General features: G+C 72.1%; 20 protein-coding genes. 11 read left to right on the top strand and 9 right to left on the bottom strand.

The genetic code is table 11. From position 1 onward, the window contains the following. Nucleotides 1–117: 117 nt before the first annotated feature. The 5 genes from AB0D31_RS11690 to hutH all read left to right on the top strand — a co-directional run bounded on the left by AB0D31_RS11690 (nucleotide 118) and on the right by hutH (nucleotide 6,284). Nucleotides 118–978 (top strand): biotin--[acetyl-CoA-carboxylase] ligase, encoded by an 861-nt coding sequence (locus tag AB0D31_RS11690; protein ID WP_362720389.1) that lies wholly within the window; start codon nucleotides 118–120, stop codon nucleotides 976–978. Between the two features lie 116 nt (nucleotides 979–1,094). Next, nucleotides 1,095–2,318 (top strand): adenylate/guanylate cyclase domain-containing protein, encoded by a 1,224-nt coding sequence (locus AB0D31_RS11685; protein ID WP_362720387.1) that lies wholly within the window; start codon nucleotides 1,095–1,097, stop codon nucleotides 2,316–2,318. 83 nt (nucleotides 2,319–2,401) lie between these two features. Continuing rightward, nucleotides 2,402–3,190 carry an enoyl-CoA hydratase-related protein gene (locus tag AB0D31_RS11680; RefSeq protein WP_362720384.1) on the top strand — a complete coding sequence of 263 codons (789 nt, stop codon included), beginning with the start codon at nucleotides 2,402–2,404 and terminating at the stop codon, nucleotides 3,188–3,190. A gap of 100 nt (nucleotides 3,191–3,290) precedes the next feature. Continuing rightward, nucleotides 3,291–4,424: a sensor domain-containing diguanylate cyclase gene (locus tag AB0D31_RS11675; protein ID WP_362720382.1), complete on the top strand. Its 1,134-nt coding sequence runs from the start codon at nucleotides 3,291–3,293 to the stop codon at nucleotides 4,422–4,424. A 318-nt stretch (nucleotides 4,425–4,742) separates the two neighbouring features. Then, a complete protein-coding gene (gene hutH / locus AB0D31_RS11670) occupies nucleotides 4,743–6,284 on the top strand; it encodes a histidine ammonia-lyase (RefSeq protein ID WP_362720444.1) in 1,542 nt (513 codons plus the stop codon). 79 nt (nucleotides 6,285–6,363) lie between these two features. Here the strand turns inward: hutH and AB0D31_RS11665 are convergent, their stop codons facing one another. Then, nucleotides 6,364–6,645, bottom strand: coding sequence for a hypothetical protein (locus tag AB0D31_RS11665; RefSeq protein ID WP_362720379.1), 282 nt, complete (start codon nucleotides 6,643–6,645; stop codon nucleotides 6,364–6,366). Between the two features lie 108 nt (nucleotides 6,646–6,753). Here AB0D31_RS11665 and AB0D31_RS11660 point away from each other — a divergent pair, with 108 nt between their 5' ends. Both AB0D31_RS11660 and AB0D31_RS11655 read left to right on the top strand, forming a co-directional pair. Then, a complete protein-coding gene (locus AB0D31_RS11660) occupies nucleotides 6,754–7,080 on the top strand; it encodes a hypothetical protein (protein ID WP_362720376.1) in 327 nt (108 codons plus the stop codon). Between the two features lie 294 nt (nucleotides 7,081–7,374). Further along, nucleotides 7,375–8,646 (top strand): Ig-like domain-containing protein, encoded by a 1,272-nt coding sequence (locus AB0D31_RS11655; RefSeq protein WP_362720373.1) that lies wholly within the window; start codon nucleotides 7,375–7,377, stop codon nucleotides 8,644–8,646. 114 nt (nucleotides 8,647–8,760) lie between these two features. Here AB0D31_RS11655 and AB0D31_RS11650 read toward each other — a convergent pair whose 3' ends face one another. Continuing rightward, entirely contained in the window at nucleotides 8,761–9,615 is an 855-nt protein-coding gene (locus tag AB0D31_RS11650; protein WP_362720372.1) for a helix-turn-helix transcriptional regulator, read from the bottom strand. 157 nt (nucleotides 9,616–9,772) lie between these two features. Here AB0D31_RS11650 and AB0D31_RS11645 point away from each other — a divergent pair, with 157 nt between their 5' ends. Next, nucleotides 9,773–10,810 carry an NAD(P)-dependent alcohol dehydrogenase gene (locus AB0D31_RS11645; RefSeq protein ID WP_362720369.1) on the top strand — a complete coding sequence of 346 codons (1,038 nt, stop codon included), beginning with the start codon at nucleotides 9,773–9,775 and terminating at the stop codon, nucleotides 10,808–10,810. Nucleotides 10,811–11,078: 268 nt separating this feature from the next. Here AB0D31_RS11645 and AB0D31_RS11640 read toward each other — a convergent pair whose 3' ends face one another. After that, the gene (locus tag AB0D31_RS11640; protein WP_362720366.1) at nucleotides 11,079–11,705 is read right to left on the bottom strand and encodes a DUF4291 domain-containing protein; all 627 of its coding nucleotides are present in this window, start codon (nucleotides 11,703–11,705) and stop codon (nucleotides 11,079–11,081) included. 53 nt (nucleotides 11,706–11,758) lie between these two features. Beyond that, nucleotides 11,759–12,058 carry a hypothetical protein gene (locus tag AB0D31_RS11635; RefSeq protein WP_362720364.1) on the bottom strand — a complete coding sequence of 100 codons (300 nt, stop codon included), beginning with the start codon at nucleotides 12,056–12,058 and terminating at the stop codon, nucleotides 11,759–11,761. Between the two features lie 65 nt (nucleotides 12,059–12,123). On the opposite strand from AB0D31_RS11635, the gene AB0D31_RS11630 reads away from it, so the two are divergent. Next, a complete protein-coding gene (locus AB0D31_RS11630; RefSeq protein WP_362720361.1) occupies nucleotides 12,124–12,264 on the top strand; it encodes a hypothetical protein in 141 nt (46 codons plus the stop codon). A 406-nt stretch (nucleotides 12,265–12,670) separates the two neighbouring features. On the opposite strand, the gene msrA is transcribed toward AB0D31_RS11630, so the two are convergent. Continuing rightward, nucleotides 12,671–13,390: a peptide-methionine (S)-S-oxide reductase MsrA gene (gene msrA / locus AB0D31_RS11625; protein ID WP_362720358.1), complete on the bottom strand. Its 720-nt coding sequence runs from the start codon at nucleotides 13,388–13,390 to the stop codon at nucleotides 12,671–12,673. A 182-nt stretch (nucleotides 13,391–13,572) separates the two neighbouring features. Further along, complete coding sequence (locus tag AB0D31_RS11620) at nucleotides 13,573–14,682, bottom strand: hypothetical protein (protein ID WP_362720356.1); 1,110 nt, start codon at nucleotides 14,680–14,682, stop codon at nucleotides 13,573–13,575. A gap of 200 nt (nucleotides 14,683–14,882) precedes the next feature. Between AB0D31_RS11620 and AB0D31_RS11615 the strand changes: the two genes are divergently transcribed. Further along, on the top strand, nucleotides 14,883–16,046 hold the full coding sequence (locus AB0D31_RS11615) for a cystathionine gamma-synthase (RefSeq protein ID WP_362720353.1): 1,164 nt from the start codon (nucleotides 14,883–14,885) through the stop codon (nucleotides 16,044–16,046). 41 nt (nucleotides 16,047–16,087) lie between these two features. Here AB0D31_RS11615 and AB0D31_RS11610 read toward each other — a convergent pair whose 3' ends face one another. The 3 genes from AB0D31_RS11610 to AB0D31_RS11600 are packed head-to-tail and all read right to left on the bottom strand — an operon-like array spanning nucleotide 16,088 to nucleotide 17,349. Next, entirely contained in the window at nucleotides 16,088–16,339 is a 252-nt protein-coding gene (locus AB0D31_RS11610) for a hypothetical protein (RefSeq protein WP_362720351.1), read from the bottom strand. Beyond that, the gene (locus tag AB0D31_RS11605; RefSeq protein ID WP_362720349.1) at nucleotides 16,336–16,812 is read right to left on the bottom strand and encodes a sigma factor-like helix-turn-helix DNA-binding protein; all 477 of its coding nucleotides are present in this window, start codon (nucleotides 16,810–16,812) and stop codon (nucleotides 16,336–16,338) included. The genes AB0D31_RS11610 and AB0D31_RS11605 overlap by 4 nt, the downstream gene beginning before the upstream one ends. Nucleotides 16,813–16,845: 33 nt before the next feature. Beyond that, complete coding sequence (locus AB0D31_RS11600) at nucleotides 16,846–17,349, bottom strand: MarR family transcriptional regulator (protein ID WP_362720346.1); 504 nt, start codon at nucleotides 17,347–17,349, stop codon at nucleotides 16,846–16,848. Nucleotides 17,350–17,514: 165 nt separating this feature from the next. Between AB0D31_RS11600 and ilvA the strand changes: the two genes are divergently transcribed. Next, nucleotides 17,515–18,744, top strand: coding sequence for a threonine ammonia-lyase (gene ilvA, locus AB0D31_RS11595; RefSeq protein WP_362720343.1), 1,230 nt, complete (start codon nucleotides 17,515–17,517; stop codon nucleotides 18,742–18,744). The last annotated feature ends 15 nt before the right edge of the window (nucleotides 18,745–18,759 follow it).

Genomic DNA, 18,759 nt, shown 5'->3' with positions numbered 1-18,759 from the left:
GTGGCTACGGACTCGTAGGCTGGCTACTGACTCGTAGGGTAGTGGTGCGGATACGGTTCGGCAGTGCGGCGTTGGCCACACCCGGGGGGCCTTGCAATTGCGGCCTAACCTGGCTGCATGACACCCCCGGACGCTTCCGACAGCCGCTGGTCCGACCTCGACCGGCCGCCCCTGAACGCCACCGCCCTGCGCCGCGCCCTGCTGCGCCCGGACGCGCTGTGGACCTCCCTGGACGTGGTCACGGCGACCGGCTCCACCAACTCCGATCTCGCGGCGAAGGCGGACGCGCACGTCGAAGGGGCGGTCCTGGTCGCCGAGGAACAGACGGCGGGGCGCGGGCGCCTGGACCGGCGCTGGTCGGCGCCGGCCCGCTCGGGGCTGTTCTTCTCCGTCCTGCTCAAGCCGGGCGACGCGGTCCCGGTGGAGCGGTGGGGATGGCTGCCGCTGCTCACCGGCGTCGCGGTCGCGACCGGGCTCGCGCGGGCCGCGGGCGTCGACACCGCGTTGAAATGGCCCAACGACCTCCTTGTCACGGTGGACGGGGAGGAGCGCAAGGCGGGCGGCATCCTCGCCGAGCGCGCCGGCACGGACGGCGTGGTCGTCGGCATCGGCCTCAATGTGACGCTGCGCGCGGACGAGCTCCCCGTGCCCGGCGCGGGCTCCCTCGCGCTCGCCGGAGCCGTCTCCACGGACCGCGACACCCTGCTGCGGGCCGTACTGCGTTCACTGGAGCAGTGGTACGGGACCTGGCGCGCGGCCGCGGGCGACCCCGCCGGATCCGGGCTCCAGGAGGCGTACGCGGCGGGCTGCGCGACGCTGGGCCGCACGGTGCGTGCGGAGCTCCCGGGCGGGCAGTCGGTACGGGGCGAGGCGGTGGCCGTCGACGGTGACGGGCGCCTGGTCCTGGCCACCGAAGAGGGCGTGCAGCGCCCGGTGGCGGCGGGCGACATCGTCCACCTGCGGCCGGACGCACCGTAAGCCCTGGCCGGGACACGCTCCCGCGACGTGAGCTACGGCACACCTGCCGTATCGTGGAGCCCGATCCAGCGACAGATCGGCAGGGCAGTGCGCAGGCAACGGGCAGGAGGCGGCCGGTGACCGTCGACGAGACACGGTCCGGTGCGGAGGACGGTGGCGACACCGGCGACGGCTCCGGCACCACCTCGGGCAGCTCCCGCACCCCCGCCGAACCGGCGTCGTCCGCGTATCCGACCCCGCACCACGCCGTCGACCACACCGCCGAGCCCACCGACGATCCGCTCGCCATCCGGCTCGAGCAGCTCATCCTCGGCGCCGACCGCCGCTACACACCGTTCCAGGCGGCCCGTACCGCAGGTGTGTCGATGGAGCTCGCCTCCCGGTTCTGGCGGGCCATGGGGTTCGCCGACATCGGGCAGGCCAAGGCGCTCACCGAGGCCGATGTGCTGGCCCTGCGCCGGCTCGCCGGTCTGGTCGAGGCGGGGCTGCTCAGCGAGCCGATGGCGGTGCAGGTCGCGCGGTCCACCGGGCAGACCACCGCCCGGCTGGCGGAATGGCAGATCGATTCTTTTCTGGAGGGCCTGACCGAGCCCCCCGAGCCCGGCATGACCCGCACCGAGGTCACGTATCCGCTGGTCGAGCTGCTCCTGCCCGAGCTGGAGGAGTTCCTCGTGTACGTGTGGCGGCGCCAGCTGGCCGCCGCGACGGGGCGTGTGGTGCAGGCGGCCGACGACGAGGAGATGGTGGACCGCCGTCTCGCGGTGGGCTTCGCCGACCTCGTCGGGTTCACCCGGCTCACCCGGCGTCTGGAGGAGGAGGAGCTCGGTGAGCTCGTCGAGGCCTTCGAGACCACCGCCGCCGACCTGGTCGCCGCGCACGGCGGGCGGCTCATCAAGACGCTGGGCGACGAGGTCCTGTTCGCCGCCGACGACGCGGGCACGGCCGCCGAGATCTCGCTGCGGCTCATCGAGACGATGGCCGGCGACGAGACGATGCCGGCGCTGCGCGTGGGCATCGCCTTCGGCACCGTCACGACCCGCATGGGCGATGTGTTCGGCACCACCGTGAACCTCGCGAGCCGGCTCACCTCGATAGCGCCCAAGGACGCCGTCCTGGTGGACGGGGCGTTCGCCGAGGAGCTGGCCCGCGCCGGGGACGCGCCCGTCTCCGAGGCGCAGGCCGCGCAGGACGCGCTGGCCGCCGAGAAGGAGGGCGAGGAGCCCGTCCCGGCCGCCAAGTACCGCTTCGCGCTCCAGCCCATGTGGCAGCGGCCGGTGCGCGGGCTCGGCGTGGTGGAGCCCTGGCTGCTGCACCGCCGCGAGGTCAAGGACCTGTCGTAGCGGCCCGGAACCCGTCCTGTCCGGCCCCGGCGGGCACGGCCTAGGATCGCCCCGACGTAACGTTCGTTAACGGAGGGGTTGCCATGGCTGAGCAGCGGTTCGGGGAGTTCGTCGTCGTACGGCGCGAGGGGTACGTCGCCGAGCTGGTGCTCGACCGGCCCAAGGCCATGAACGCGGTCTCCACGGAGATGGCCCGCTCCATCGCCGCAGCCTGCGACGCGCTCGGCGCCGACCCCGACGCCCGGGTCACCGTGGTGACCTCGACCCACGAGCGGGCCTTCTGCGTCGGCGCGGACCTCAAGGAGCGCAACTCCTTCAGCGACGCCGAGCTCGTACGCCAGCGGCCCACCGCCCGCGCCGCCTACACCGGCGTGCTCGACCTGCCCATGCCGACCGTCGCCGCCGTGCACGGTTTCGCGCTGGGCGGCGGCTTCGAGCTGGCACTCGCCTGCGATGTGATCGTGGCCGACGCGACCGCCGTGGTCGGCCTGCCGGAGGTGTCGGTCGGCGTCATCCCGGGCGGCGGCGGTACGCAGCTCCTGCCGCGCCGGGTCGGCGCCGCCCGCGCGGCCGAGCTGGTCTTCACCGCGCGCCGCCTCGAGGCGGCGGAGGCAAGGGAGTTGGGGCTCGTCGACGTACTGGCCGAGGACGCCCGTACGGAGGCGCTCGCGCTCGCGGGGCGGATGGCGGCCAACTCGCCGGTCGGGCTCCGCGCGGCGAAGCGGGCGATGCGGCTCGGGCACGGGCTCGACCTGCGGGCCGGGCTCGAGGTCGAGGACGCGGCGTGGCGGTCGGTGGCGTTCTCGGGGGACCGGGCGGAGGGTGTGGCCGCGTTCAACGAGAAGCGGAAGCCGCAGTGGCCCGGGCAGTGACCCGGGCGGGGTGGCGGGATGCGCCGGTGGGCGGGTGAGCGGACGGGGGCGTCGACGCTCTCGCGGGTCAAAACTACCTAAACCTCCCTAAGCTGGAGGAATGGGTGGAGAGGATGCCCGGCTGCGGGCCGTGGTTTCGCTGGCGCAGGCCATGGCCGCGGCACACACGCCGCGTGACTCCTGGAGCGCCGCGGCGCTCGGCGCGCGGGACGCGCTCGGCGGGAACTTCGCCGCGCTCTCGGTGTGGGAGCGCGAGCTGGGGCGGCTGCGTGTGCTGGTGAACGAGGGTGAACGGGCCCTCGGGGAGGAGGAGTTCCCCGAGGACGAGACGTACCCGGTGCACCAGTTCCCCGAGATCACCGAGTTCCTGCACGAGCGATGGGCCGGCGGCGGCGAGCCGAACGCGTGGGTCGAGACCGCCGTCGCACCTCCCGAGGGCGAGGCGGGCTACTGCCACGAACGGGTTACCGCGCTGCGCCGCCGGGGCCGGGGCTGCTGTGTGGTCGCCCCGATCGTGCTGCACGGACTGGCCTGGGGCGAGCTGTATGTGGCGCGGCCGGTCGGTGTGCCCGTCTTCGATGCGGCGGACGCGGACTTCGCGACCGTGCTCGCCTCCGTCGTGGCGGCCGGGATCGCCCAGACCGAACGTCTCGAAGAGGTACGCCGCCTCGCCTTCACCGACCCACTGACCGGGCTTGCCAACCGCCGGGCGGTCGACATGCGCCTGGACGAGGCGGTCGAGCGGCACCGGGAGGACGGCTCGGTGGTCAGCCTCGTGGTCTGCGACCTGAACGGACTCAAGCGGGTCAACGACACGCTCGGCCACGCGGTGGGGGACCGGCTCCTGGAACGCTTCGGCTCGGTGCTCTCGCTGTGCGGGGCGAAACTTCCCGGTGCGCTGGCGGCGCGGCTGGGCGGGGACGAGTTCTGCCTCCTGGCGGTCGGGCCGTCCGCGGACGACGTGGTGGCGGTGGGCGAGGAACTCTGCCTGCGGGCAGAGGAGTTGGAGCTGGGGGAGGGGGTCGCGTGCGGGGTGGCCTCGACGGGTGACCCCATCGGCGCGGTGCGCTCGGCCCGCCGCCTGTTCCGCCTCGCCGACGCGGCGCAGTACCGGGCGAAGGCGGCGCGGTCGGCGAAGCCGGTGGTGGCGGGGCGGGACGGGGCGGTCCTGGCCCTCGCCGAGAATCCCCCTACCCCGCCGCACGACCGCCGCCGCTTCCGCGGCCGAAGCTGAACCCTTGGCAGGGCTGGCCCGGGTGGGGGCTGGTCGCGCAGTTCCCCGCGCCGCTGTAGGGCACCCGGAGCGTCCGGTCGCGCCCGCCGCGGCGGAGCCGCGTACGTGTCACAGCCCCGCGCCGCTGTAGGGCACCCGGAGCCGTCCGGTCGCGCCCGCCGCGGCGGAGCCGCGTACGTGTCGCAGCCCCGCGCCCCCAGTAGGGCACCCGGAGTCGCGCAACGGGCACAGCCCCACGCCCCTTGTGGGGCACCTGGCATCGCCGGGACCGAGCTAGTGACAGGGGGCGATTCAGTCCGTAGGGTGCTGAATATGGATATGCACACTGTCGTGGTGGGGACCTCCGGGACCACCCCCGAGGACGTCATCGCCGTGGCCCGCGGCAACGCGAAGGTCGAGCTCTCCGCGGACGCGCTCACCGCGCTGGCCCGCGCCCGCGAGATCGTCGACGCGCTGGCCGCCAAGCCGGAGCCGGTATACGGCGTCTCCACCGGCTTCGGTGCCCTCGCCTCCCGGCACATCAGCCCCGAGCTCCGCGCCCAGCTCCAGCGCAACATCGTGCGCTCGCACGCGGCCGGCATGGGACCCCGCGTGGAGCGCGAGGTCGTCCGCGCGCTGATGTTCCTGCGCCTGAAGACCGTCGCATCCGGACACACCGGCGTACGCCCCTCCGTCGCGCAGACCATGGCCGACGTGCTCAACGCGGGCATCACCCCGGTCGTCCACGAGTACGGCTCGCTCGGCTGCTCCGGCGACCTCGCGCCGCTCTCGCACTGCGCCCTGACGCTGATGGGCGAGGGCGACGCCGAGGGCCCCGACGGGGTCGTCAAGCCCGCAGGCGAGCTGCTCGCCGCAGCCGGGATCGAACCCGTCGAGCTGCGCGAGAAGGAGGGCCTCGCCCTCCTCAACGGCACCGACGGCATGCTCGGCATGTTGTGCATGGCCATCGCCGACCTGAAGAAGCTCTACACCTCCGCCGACATCACCGCGGCCCTCTCCCTCGAAGCCCTGCTCGGCACCGACAAGGTGCTCGCGCCCGAGCTGCACGCCATCCGCCCGCACCCCGGCCAGGGCGCCTCCGCCGCCAACATGCTTGCCGTACTGCAGGGTTCGGGTCTCACCGGCCACTTCCAGGAGGAGGAGGCGCCGCGCGTCCAGGACGCGTACTCGGTGCGCTGCGCCCCGCAGGTCAACGGCGCGGGCCGCGACACCATCGCGTACGCCCTGACCGTCGCCGAGCGCGAACTGGCCTCCGCCGTGGACAACCCGGTGGTCCTGTCCGACGGCCGCGTCGAGTCCAACGGCAACTTCCACGGCGCCCCGGTCGCGTACGTCCTGGACTTCCTCGCGATCGTCGCCGCCGACCTCGGCTCGATCGCCGAGCGCCGTACCGACCGGCTCCTCGACAAGAACCGCAGCCACGGTCTCCCGCCGTTCCTCGCCGACGACGCCGGCGTCGACTCGGGCCTCATGATCGCCCAGTACACCCAGGCCGCCCTGGTCAGCGAGATGAAGCGGCTCGCGGTGCCGGCGTCCGCCGACTCCATCCCGTCCTCCGCCATGCAGGAGGACCACGTCTCCATGGGCTGGTCGGCCGCGCGCAAGCTGCGTACCGCCGTCGACAACCTGACCCGCATCATCGCCGTCGAGATGTACGCGGCGACCCGCGGCATCGAGCTGCGCAAGGGCCTCACCCCGGCGCCCGCCTCGCAGGCCGCCATCGCCGCGGCCCGCGCGGCCGGCGTCCAGGGCCCGGGCCCGGACCGCTTCCTCGCCCCCGACCTGGCCGCCGCGGACGCCTTCGTACGCGAAGGCAAGCTGGTCGCCGCCGTGGAGCCGGTGACGGGCCCGCTCGCCTGACCCCTCCTCGCCGTACGCGAAGGGCCGCCCGGGACGTCGCATCCCGGGCGGTCCTTTCACGTCCGTACGACCGCGGGGCTCAACAGGGCTTCGAGCGGCGGACCGAATACATCACGCATCCCGCCCCGAGCCCCAGGAACAGCGTGCCGCCGACCAGATAGGGAGAGGTGTCGGCGCCACCGGTGTCGGCGAGGGCGAGGGGCGCCTCGGTGGGGGCCGGACCGGTCCGGTAGGCGGACTGGACCGGGGCGGTGGAGGGGCGGTGTTCGTCCGTGGCGTTGGCGGACGGCACGAACCACAGAGCACAGAGCAGAGTCCCCGCCGCGGTGGCGGTGAGCAGGGGACGACGAGCGACGGACAAGTGAGCGATCCCCTTGCGAGTACGTCGAATTGACGGGATGCGCTGATGCTAGTGAAAGCAGCGGGTCGCGGGAAAGTCGCGGATGACTTGAGCCCTACGCTCCCTCGCATGAGCGAAGAAGAGACATCACGGTATGTGCGCCTCCGCGTCGATTTGGTCCTGGAGATCGCGGACGCCGACCAGTTGGCGGCGGCCGCGATGACCCGCGTAGCCGAGGATCCGGCGATGCGTCCCGAGGAACGCGCGCATGCCGAGGCGGCGGTACGGGAAGACGGAGCGGAGGCCCTCGCCTACCTGGTGGACCCGGTCGGCCTCGTGGAGGCGCTGCCCGGCGCGGAACTGGTCCAGGCCTCATGGAGCAGCGAGCGTGTCGGGTACGACCCCGACGACGAGGAGTGGGACCTCGACGAGGAGGACGACAACGACGAGGACTGACGACGACAGCGACTGACGGCGACGACTACGACTGACGACGACCGCGACTGACGACGACCGCGACTGACGGCAACGACGACTACGACTGACAGCGACGGCGACTACGACCGACAGACGCGCCCGGCCGGGGGCGGTCGGGGCAGGGCAGTGCGACAGGATCGCCTTTCGGCGATCTTGTACCGTCCCGCCCCGACCCGTCCTCCGACGCGTGGTGTGTCCCACATTCACCCCCGCTGCGGAACTGGGTAGAGCAGTCTGATGTTCTAGACGTGATGACGCGGGGGGACGGCGACGATGGAGAAGCGTGTGAAGACGGAGAGTAAGCGGCGCAAGCAGGGTCTCGCGGCGGCGTGCGCGGTGCTCGGCGGCGTACTGGTCCTTTCTGCCTGCAACGGCGGCGGCGGCGACAAGGGCGCCAAGGCCGACAGCTCGTCGTCGGCGCAGGCGGCGGCCGACAAGGCCGCCGAGAAGGACACCTCCGACGCCAAGATCACCATCACCCCGAAGAACGGCGCCACCAACGTCGGGATCAACAGCGACACCAAGGTCAGTGTCGCCGAGGGCAAGCTGACCGATGTGACGATGACCTCGGCCGACGGCGCCAAGGTCGACGGGAAGATATCCGCGGACGGCTTGAGCTGGGCCCCCGATAAGGCGCTGAAGCGTTCGGCCACGTACAAGATCACCGCGACCGCGGCGGACGCCAAGGGGCGTCAGGCGCACGAGAACGCCTCCTTCACCACCGTCTCCCCGAAGAACAGCTTCATAGGCAACTACACGCCGGAGGACGGCTCGACCGTCGGCGTGGGCATGCCGGTGTCGATCAACTTCGACAAGGCGATCACCAACAAGAAGGACGTACAGGCCAAGATCACGGTCTCCTCCAGCAGCGGTCAGGAAGTCGTCGGGCACTGGTTCGGCTCGCAGCGCCTCGACTTCCGCCCGCAGGAGTACTGGAAGGAGAACTCGACCGTCACCATGAAGATGGACCTCGACGGCGTCCAGGGCGCCAACGGGATCACCGGCGTCCAGGAGAAGACGGTCACCTTCAAGATCGGCCGCAACCAGGTCTCCACCGTCGACGCGAACACGCACATGATGACCGTCACCCAGGACGGCAAGACCGTGAAGACGATCCCGATCTCCGCGGGCTCCCCCGAGCACCCGACCTACAACGGTCAGATGGTGATCTCCGAGAAGTACAAGGAGACCCGGATGAACGGTGCGACGGTCGGGTTCACGGATGACGACGGCAAGGGCGAGTACGACATCAAGGACGTGCCGCACGCCATGCGCCTGTCCGCGTCCGGCACCTTCATCCACGGCAACTACTGGGGCGCGAAGTCCGTCTTCGGCAGCGCCAACACCAGCCACGGCTGCGTCGGCCTGTCCGACACCAAGGGCGCGGGCGACGACAGCACCCAGGCCGCCTGGTTCTACGACCACTCGATCACCGGCGACGTCGTCATCATGAAGAACTCGCACGACAAGACGATCCAGCCGGACAACGGTCTCAACGGCTGGAACCTGAGCTGGGACCAGTGGAAGGCCGGCTCCGCCGTCTGATCCGACCCGCCGTCCCGCGCGCCCACCGAGCGGCGCAGGCACGGGCGCGATGCGCGCCAAGGGGGCCCCTCGGGGCCCCCTTTCGCGTGCCGGGCGAAACCCTCCCGGGCCTCCTCAGGCCACCCGCACCGGCTGATCGGCGCTCCAGCTGCCCAGCAGCCGCAGCGACTCCTCGGACGCCGACCCCGGCTCCGCATGGAAGGTGACCAGCGACAGGTCGTGTTCATCGGGCAGCTTCAGCGTCTCGTACGCGAGCGTCAGCTCACCCACCACGGGGTGGCGCAGCCGCTTGACGCCATGCCCCTTGTCGGCGACGGTGTGCGCCGCCCACATGGAGCGGAACTCCTCGCTCTTCACCGACAACTCGCCCACCAGCGCGGTCAGTTGAGGATCGTCCGGGTAGCAGCCCGCGCACAGCCGCAGGATGCTCACCACGTCGACCGCCTTGCCGTGCCAGTCGACGTACAGCGAGCGGGAGGCGGGGTCGAGGAAGACATGGCGCGCCATGTTCCGCTCCTGCGGCGGCAGCTGGGCCATGTCGCCGAACAGCGCCGCCGCCATCCGGTTCCAGCCGAGGATGTCGAGGCGGCGGCCGATGAGCTGGGCGGGCACGTTGTCCATCGCGTCCATCAGCTGCTGGAGCGCCGGACGCACGTGCTGGGTCCGGCACGCCGCGCGCTTTTTCTTCGCCTTGCCCTTGGCGAGGTGGGTGAGGTGGTCCTGCTCGATGTCGTTGAGCCGCAGCGCCCGCCCGATCGCGTCCAGGACCTCCACGGAGACGTTCTGCGCGTTGCCCTGCTCCAGGCGCGTGTAGTACGCCACCGACACCCCGGCCAGCTGCGCCAGCTCTTCCCGGCGCAGGCCCGGCACCCTGCGGTGGCGCCCGTGGTCGGGCAGCCCCACGTCCTCGGGCTTCAGCCGGGCCCGGCGTGAGCGGAGGAATTCGCTGAGTTCGGAACGCTGGTCCATGACACCCCAGTATCCGCGCTCTCAGGCGTGGACGTAGGACCGGGAGCCTGTCCCTGCCAGTGGTACGCACGGTGGTCGTAGGCAGAACAGAGGCCTGGGTGACGGACGGGATGTCGGGCAGGCTGAACGGGTACCCCAAAGATCTGAGGAGAACGGCATGACCACCGTCGCCGCCTACGCCGCCCCCGCCCCCAAGGCTCCCCTGGAGCGCACCACCATCGAGCGCCGCCCGGTGGGTGCGAACGACGTGCTCATCGAGATCAAGTACGCCGGCATCTGCCACTCCGACATCCACCAGGTGAACGAGGGCTGGGGCACGGGCATCTTCCCGATGGTGCCCGGTCACGAGATAGCCGGTGTGATCACCGAGGTCGGCTCGGACGTCACCAAGTTCCAGGTGGGCGACCATGCGGGCGTCGGCTGCTTCGTCGACTCCTGCGGAAAGTGCGAGGCCTGCCGGTCGGGGCAGAACCAGTTCTGCTCGGACGGCGTCTCGACGTACAACGCGACCGGCCGGGACGGCAAGCCCGCCTACGGCGGCTACTCGACGCACATCGTGGTCGACGCCGACCACACCCTGCGCATCCCCGAGGGGATCTCGCTGGACGTCGCGGCGCCGCTGCTGTGCGCCGGCATCACCCTGTACTCGCCCCTCAAGCGCTGGCAGGCGGGCCCCGGCAAGAAGGTGGCCATCCTCGGGCTCGGCGGCCTCGGCCACATGGGCGTGAAGATCGCGCACGCACTGGGCGCCGAGGTGACCGTGCTCAGCCAGTCGCTCCGCAAGAAGGACGACGGGCTCAAGCTGGGCGCGGACCACTACTACGCGACGAGCGACGAGGCCACCTTCAAGGAGCTCGCGGGCTCCTTCGACCTCATCGTGTCCACCGTCTCCGCGCCGCTGGACCTGGGGGCGTACCTGGCGCTCCTCAAGACGGGCGGCGCGTTCGTCAACGTGGGCGCGCCCGAGGAGCCGAACTCGCTCAACATGTTCGGCCTCATCGGCGGCAACAAGATCCTCGCCGGCTCGATGATCGGGTCCATCGACGAGACCCAGGAGATGCTGGACTTCTGTGCGGAGCACGGGCTCGGCGCGGAGATCGAGCTGATTCGGGCGGACCAGATCAATGAGGCGTACGAGCGGGTGCTGGCGAGCGACGTCCGCTACCGCTTCGTGATCGACACGGCGACGATCTGACCTACGTGAGGGTGGGCGGGCAGGCCCCGGACCCCGGGCCCTGCACGCCCACCCGCCCGTGCGGCTACGTGAGGGAGGCGGCTCCTTGGGGCTCCGCCCCAGACCCCGTTCGCGCCTGAACGGCGCTCGTCCTTAATCTCCCCCAAGGCCCTAAGGGCCAGAGGGCCCCTGACGGGCTGGCTATGCCCGTGCGGCCCGGCACCGAGTAGTCAAGGGGCGCGGGGAACTGCGCGGCCGGCCCCGCACGGTCCGCAGGCAAAGGGCGTTTTCAGGGGCGCAGGCAACTGCGCGAGCCGTGCCGCGGTTGCTCGGGGCGGGGATAGACCCGCTCTTCGGGCAGCAAGGCCCGGGCGGCGGGGAGTTGGCCGGCGGTGACGAGGCCGTGGACGCGACGCGCGAGCGGCGTTACGTCGCGGACGCCCACGATCCACTCGTCCGCGTACCGCCGCACCGCCTCTCCGACCAGCCCGAGCTGAAGGGACCGGTACGGAAGGGCCCGGAGGTGCAGATCTCGCTCGGGGTCCCACTGCACCCGCGCCGGAGCCCGCTTCAACTCCCGCTTCCAGTCGCGCTGTTCGCCGTGCGCCTCACGGTCGTACTGCGCGAGGCAGGCGTGGTCGAGTGCCCAGTCGAAGCCCTCGCGCCGGATCTCGACGGCGAGCACCGTCTCCTGCCCCTCCTTCGTGCCCCACCCCGAGCGGTACATCATCCACAGGAACGACGGCTTGACCCAGGTCATCCGCTCCCGCTTCCACGCCGCCGGAAACCGCCCTTCCCGCGCCGCGGGCAACCCGAGCGCGCAGGCGTACGCCTGGTAGACGGTGATCGTCGACGCGGTGTGCAGAGCGCGGATCTGGCGCGCGGGCGGGATCGGGGTGGCGGTCCGGGTGTCCATGGACGCAAGGGTGACGCCACCTTCCCCCGGGCGACCAGCGATTATCGGGCCTCCTAGGCACCGTCAGTCGTCGGCCGGTGCTCGACGTACTCGACCACCGAGCCGTCCGGGTGCCGCGCGTAGAAGGCGGCGCCCGTGGGCACCGGGTGCAGGGGCTCGACGATCTCGGCGCCGCGCTCCGTCAGCCGGACCAGATGCGCGGACGCGTCGTCGACGAGCAGGGTCCCGGCCGCGGAGAGGTAGGGCGTGACGTCCTCCTGCGCCCCCTCGATGATCAGGAATCCGCCGACCGCCGCCAGCGCGAGCCCCTTGGCCGGATAAGTGATCCACATGTCCCGTTCGACGCCCTGCACCTCCTCTGACCGCCCGCCTGCGCGAGACCCGGCCCGACCTGGCCGCCTGGTGGTCCTGCCGCTCGGTGGGCGACTTCGCCTCCCGCACGGTGGACCTGACCCCCGCACCGCCCGCGCCCCCGCTCCGCTCGACGATGACCGTGCTCTATCCGGGAACGGCGCCGGGCACGGACGCGATGCTGGTCCAGCGCCTGGACCGGGCCTAGGGTCCCGGGGTCCCGGGGTCCCAGGAGTTTCGGGGTCCCAGGGCCCTAGGACCGCCGCCCCCGCCCGCGGTGGGGGTGGTGACGGATCTCCACGTCGGCGTCCGTGGCGGCCGAGAAGTCCCCCCGGTCCCGGGCCGTCCGCCGCCGCACGGCCATCTCCGTGCAGACCGGGCAGCCCGGCGCCGGCTTCGGCGGGGCGGACGGCAGCCTCAGATGCACCGCGTCCCCCATGGTCGTCCTCGGATCACTCACGCCCGTCACCCGTCGCCCGCTCAGCTCTCACGCGAGCCATTCACCCCGATGACGAGCCCATCCGTGACCGCCCGGCCACCTTCGCCGCGCAACGTCACCCGACCACGCGCCCCCCTTACGCCAGTAAGGGCAACGCCGGACTGCGACAGGGGCTTTACTTCGTCGTCTCCGCGACCTCCGGCGCCGGCGCGATCCCCGTCGGGCAGGACGCGCCCCAGTTCGTCTCGAAGGGCGCGGTCAGTTTGACCCCTGTGCCGCCGATGCCGCAGTAGCCCGCCGGATTCTTGTCCAGGTACTGCTGGTGGTACGGCTCGGCGGCGAAGAAGGGGCGGCCCTCCGCCGGCAGCAGCTCCGTCGTGATCGTGCCGTGGCCCGCACCCGTGAGGACCTTCTGGTAGGCCTCGCGCGAGGCCTGGGCCGTGGCCTCCTGGGCCGGGGTGTGGGTGTAGATCGCTGAGCGGTACTGGGTGCCCACGTCGTTGCCCTGGCGGAAGCCCTGCGTCGGGTCGTGGTTCTCCCAGAACACCTTCAGGAGCTGCTCGTACGGGACGACGGCGGGGTCGTAGACCACCCGGACCGCTTCGGTGTGCCCGGTAAGCCCCGAGCAGACCTCCTCGTACGCCGGGTTCACCGTGCTGCCGCCCTGGTAGCCGACGAGCGTCGTCCATACGCCCTCGGTCTGCCAGAACTTGCGCTCGGCGCCCCAGAAACAGCCCATCCCGAAGTCCGCGACCTCAAGGTTCTCGGGGTAGGGGCCGCCCAGCGGGTTGCCGAGGACCGTGTGCCGTGAGGGCAGGGTGAATTCGGGCTCCGGGCGGCCCTTCAGGGCCTGCTCGGGGGTGGGCAGCTCGGGCGGACGGCGGCCGAAGATCATCGTGGGCTCCTCGGAGAGATCGGGTGCCTAGGAAGAACGTACGACCGGGCCCGGAGATTCCGCCCCGCCCCCTTTCCCTGAAGCCGCTCCGTGAAGCCGCTCCGTGAAGCCGCTCCGTGAAGCCGCTCCGTAAAGCCGCTCCCTGAAGCCGCCCCTTAAAGCTGCCTCCTTAAAGGCGCCTCCTAAAGCCGCCGCAGCGTAGCCGGGCTTCCGCCGTTCGCCTCGTAGCCCGCTACCGCGAGCGCCCGGCACAGGGCGTACTGCGCGGCCGGGTCGTCGGAGAGGGTCCACGGGACGGCGCCCACATGGCCGTCCAGGGTGACGAACTGGTCCATCGACTCCGCCCACCGCTGGGCCGGCACCAGGAAGGAGACCAGGAGGTGGCGGACGAGCGGCAGGGCCGGGTCGTCGGGGCGGGCCTGCTGGACGGCGTGCAGCGCGCCTTCCATGGCCCGGCTCACCACCGCCGTGCGGTAGAAGTCGCTGACCAGGACGGTGTCGGACAGGTGCTCGTGCACCGCGAAGAGGGGCAGCGCGGAGAGCAGCGCGCCCCGGGGAGCGCGGGCCGCGGACGCCGTCGCGAACTCGTCGGCCTGGGCACGCGAGCCATGCCACTTCTCGCAGTGGTAGTGCAGCGCCGCGAGGTGCGCCCCCATGTGCTGCGGGGCGCGGTCGAGCACCTTCGCCCACAGCTGGTCGAACTCCGGGCGCGGATAGGCCAGTCCGCGGGCCACGGCGAGTTCGACGATGTACGGCACCGGGTCGCCCGGGGCGAGCAGCGCGGCCTCGCCACAGACCGTGCGGGCCTCCTCCAGGATGATGCGGAAGTCGTCGCGGCCGACGGACGAGGAGCGCCACGCCTGCTGGACCAGGAACTCCGCGTGCACCTGCGCCGCCCCCGCGTCCTTGGGCGACTCCGAGCGCCACTTGCGGAGCCAGGCCCCGCCGACGCCGGGGTGCCGGGCGAGTTCGAGGGAGGCCGCGCCCGCGAAGGCCTGGACGCGCTGCCAGCGCCGCTCGCCCTCCTTCGGCGTCGAGGCGAGGAGCCGCTGGGCCGGCTTCCAGTCCTGGGTGCCCTGCACCACCGCGAGTACGTCGAGGAGATCCTGGTCGGGCCCCGGCAGGCGGACGTCGAGTTCCTCCTGGCGTACGAACCCGTACGCTGCCGGGTCGGCGGCGTCCGGCGCACCGGGCTGCGACAGCCGGATGCCGCCGCCACCGCGCCGCAGGACGAACCGGGTGAGGATCGCGGCGAGCAAGCCCAGCGCGAGCAGGGTCCACAGAATCTCCATGTCCACCAGCGAACCAGACCGCGCCCCCATACGGCGAACCAGACCGCGGACCACACCGGGGCCCCGGACGCCGGGGCGCGCCCCCATACGGCGAATCAGACCGTGGGCCCCGGATGCCGGGCCGCGCCCCGGGCTCCGCGAACCTGACCGTTCCCGAATGGGGCGGCCCCCGTCCTGCGGACGAACTAGGCTCTGCTTCCATGAGCCACAAGCACGCAGACGGTACGGACAAGAGCTTCGAGACCCTCGCGATCCACGCCGGGAACACCGCGGATCCGCTGACCGGTGCGGTCGTACCCCCGATCTACCAGGTCTCCACGTACAAGCAGGACGGCGTCGGCGGGCTCCGCGGCGGCTATGAGTACAGCCGCAGCGCGAACCCGACACGGACCGCCCTCGAAGAGAACCTGGCCGCCCTCGAAGGCGGTCGCCGCGGACTCGCGTTCGCCTCCGGGCTCGCTGCCGAGGACTGCCTGCTGCGTGCGCTGCTCGCGCCCGGCGACCATGTGGTGATCCCGAACGACGCCTACGGCGGCACGTTCCGGCTGTTCGCGAAGGTCGTCTCGCGCTGGGGCGTCGAGTGGTCGGTCGCCGACACCTCCGACCCGGCGGCGGTGCGGGCCGCGGTCACCAACCGTACGAAGGTCATCTGGGTCGAGACGCCCTCCAACCCGCTGCTCGGCATCACCGACATCGCGGCCGTCGCGCAGGTCGCCGCGGACACCGGCGCGCGGCTCGTCGTCGACAACACCTTCGCGAGCCCCTACCTCCAGCAGCCGCTCTCGCTCGGCGCGGACATCGTGGTGCACTCGCTGACCAAGTACATGGGCGGCCACTCCGACGTCGTGGGCGGCGCGCTGGTCACCAACTCGGCCGAGATCGGCGAGGAGTTGGCGTACCACCAGAACGCGATGGGCGCGGTCGCCGGGCCCTTCGACTCCTGGCTGGTGCTGCGCGGCATCAAGACGCTCCCGGTCCGCATGGACCGGCACAGCGAGAACGCGGGCAAGGTCGCCGAGATGCTCTCGCGGCACTCCAAGGTCACCCACGTCCTGTACCCGGGGCTGCCCGAGCACCCGGGCCACGAGATCGCGGCCAAGCAGATGCGCGCCTTCGGCGGCATGGTCTCCTTCCGCGTCGAGGGCGGCGAGCAGGCGGCGGTCGAGGTCTGCAACCGTACGAAGCTGTTCACGCTCGGCGAGTCCCTCGGCGGTGTCGAGTCGCTGATCGAGCACCCGGGCCGGATGACGCACGCGAGCGTCGCGGGCTCCGCCCTGGAGGTCCCCGCGGACCTGGTCCGGGTCTCGGTGGGCATCGAGAACGCGGACGACCTGCTCGCCGACCTCCAGCAGGCGCTCGCCTAGCGCGGCACGGGGTCCGGGCCCGAGGCCAAGTCTGACGGGCCCTAGATCCCGACGGGTGGTGTCACCGTGGACGGTGGCGCCACCCAGGGCTGGGCGATCGAGGCCCAGACCACGAAGACGACCGCGGCCGCCACGACGAGCAACCACAGCAGCCGCCGCACCACGCGCCGCCTGCGCAGCACGCGCAGACCCAACTCGGCTGCCTGGTCGGCGAGTTCGGCGGGAACGGCCGGGTGGCCCGCGTTCTCCAGGAGCCGGCGGACCTCGGCGGTCTTGCGGTCGGGCGCGCTCACCGGACGGCTCGTTCGCTGCGCATCGCGGTGATGGCGCGGGTGCACAGCGCGCGGACCCGGTCGACGGGCAGTCCGACGAGCGCCGCCGTCTGTTCCTCGGCCACCCCCTCGTACAGGCGCAGCACCAGGATCAGGCGTTCTTGCGGGCTCAGCCGCGCGAGGAGCCCCAGCTCGGCCGGGGGCCGGGGCCTGCCGGGCAAGGCCGGGCGGTGGTGACGCCAGGCGGTACGGGCGTACCGGGCGGCCAGCTCCTGGCGGGTGCGGTCGTACGGGTCCTCACCGCGCAGTCGGTGCCAGCGGGCGTACGTCTCGGCGAGGGCGGCCGTCAACAGGTGCCGGGCGCGCGGATTGGCGTCGGGCGGCTCGGCGGTCAGAAGGGTGGCGGCATGGAGCAGCCTGCCCCCCGCGCCCGCCACGAATGCCTCGAACTCCCGGGTGCGGCGGCGGTGTCGGGTCAAGTGCCGCTCGCGCATGAGCCTCATATGAGGGCAGGCGCGAGCTCCGGGTCAAGAGGTCGGCGGCGCCGGCTCCTGCGAGGCCGACTGGCGGGCCGAGAGCGCGGAGTTGAAGCGGGTCAGGAGCGCGCAGAACGACTCCCGCTCGTCGTCCGTCCACCCGTCCGTGACCTGCGCCATCAGCTCGCGCCGCGAGGAGCGCACCTCTTCGAGTCGGGACTGGCCGCGCGGGGACAGCTGGAGCACGACGGCCCGCCCGTCCTCGGGGTGCGAGGTGCGCTTGACCAGGCCGGTGTCGACGAGCGGCGCGACCTGGCGGGTCACGGTCGACGAGTCGATCCCCATGCCCGCGGCGAGCGCCTTGACGCCCATCGGGCCTTCCAGGTCGAGCCGGTTGAGCAGCAGGTACGCCGCCCGGTCCATCGAGTTGCGGACCTGTCCGACGCCGCCGAGCCTGGTCTGCTCTGCGCGGCGGGCGAACACGGCCACCTGGTGCTGGAGGGCATCGAGGAGGCCGGGGTCGAGCGGTGGAGTCATGTCCTGAACTGGGGGCATGGCCGGGGCTCTCTCGTGCGGGTGTGGGTGTGGTGGGGAAAGAGTACGCGGCCGGACCGGCCCGCGTACCAGCGGTGCACAAACCTGTGGACAACTGCCGGCACCCGGCCCGGGCGCCCGGAATCCGGACGGCCGCGACCGGGGTGAGCTGCGAGACTTGAGGGCATGAGCTTCGGTACGCCCAGCCCCCTGCACCATCTGATCCTCGACGACGTCCGCGGCGCGCAGAAGATGCTGTCGGGCGTGGCCCGCATGACCGCGATGGAAGGATCGCGCCACCTGTCGTCGCTGGTGGGCGCCCCCGTCCACCTCAAGTGCGAGAACCTCCAGCGCACCGGCTCGTTCAAGCTGCGCGGCGCGTACGTACGGATCGCCGGGCTGCGGCCGGAGGAGCGGGCGGCCGGGGTGGTGGCCGCGAGCGCGGGCAATCACGCGCAGGGCGTGGCCCTCGCCTCGTCGCTGCTCGGGGTGCACTCCACGGTGTTCATGCCGCTCGGCGCCCCGCTGCCCAAGGTGGCGGCGACGCGGCACTACGGCGCCGAGGTGATCCTGCACGGCACGGTCGTCGACGAGACGCTGGCCGCCGCAGAGGCGTACGCGCAGGAGCGGGGCGCGGTCTTCATCCACCCCTTCGACCACCCGGACATCATCGCGGGGCAGGGCACGGTCGGCCTGGAGATCCTGGAGCAGTGTCCCGAGGTGCGCACCATCGTCGTCGGCATCGGCGGCGGCGGGCTCGCGGCCGGGATCGCCGTCGCGGTCAAGGCGCTGCGGCCCGACGTCAGGATCGTCGGGGTGCAGGCGGCGGCCGCCGCCGCGTATCCGCCCTCGCTCGCGGCGGGCCGTCCCATCGCCATCGAGCCGGCGCCGACGATGGCCGACGGAATCAAGGTGGGACGACCGGGCGACATACCATTCTCGCTGGTCAGCGAGTTGGTGGACGAGGTGCGTACGGTCTCCGAGGACGAGCTCGCCGGTGCGCTGCTGCTCTGCCTGGAGCGGGCGAAGCTGGTGGTGGAGCCGGCGGGGGCGAGCCCGGTGGCCGCGCTGCTCGGCGACCCGGAGTCGTTCCGCGGGCCGGTGGTCGCGGTGCTGTCCGGCGGCAATGTGGACCCGCTCCTGATGCAGCGCATACTGCGGCACGGCATGTCGGCGGCCGGCCGCTATCTGTCGGTGCGGCTGCGCCTGAAGGACCGTCCCGGCGCGCTGGCCTCGCTGCTCGGGGAGCTGACGGTGCTCGACGTGAACGTCCTGGACGTCAGTCACGTACGGACCGACCCCCGGCTCGGCCTCACCGAGGTGGAGGTCGAACTGCATCTGGAGACGAAGGGGCCCGAGCACTGCGCCGAGGTGACCGCGGCGCTGGGGGAGGCGGGGTACATCGTCCTCGGCTGACGATGCGCAGGGCGG

The sequence above is a fragment of the Streptomyces sp. NPDC048361 genome, assembly GCF_040651795.1.
GTDB lineage: Bacteria > Actinomycetota > Actinomycetes > Streptomycetales > Streptomycetaceae > Streptomyces.
The sequence above is the reverse complement of the archived record's forward strand: the minus strand, read 5'-3'. Positions and strand labels throughout refer to the sequence as shown.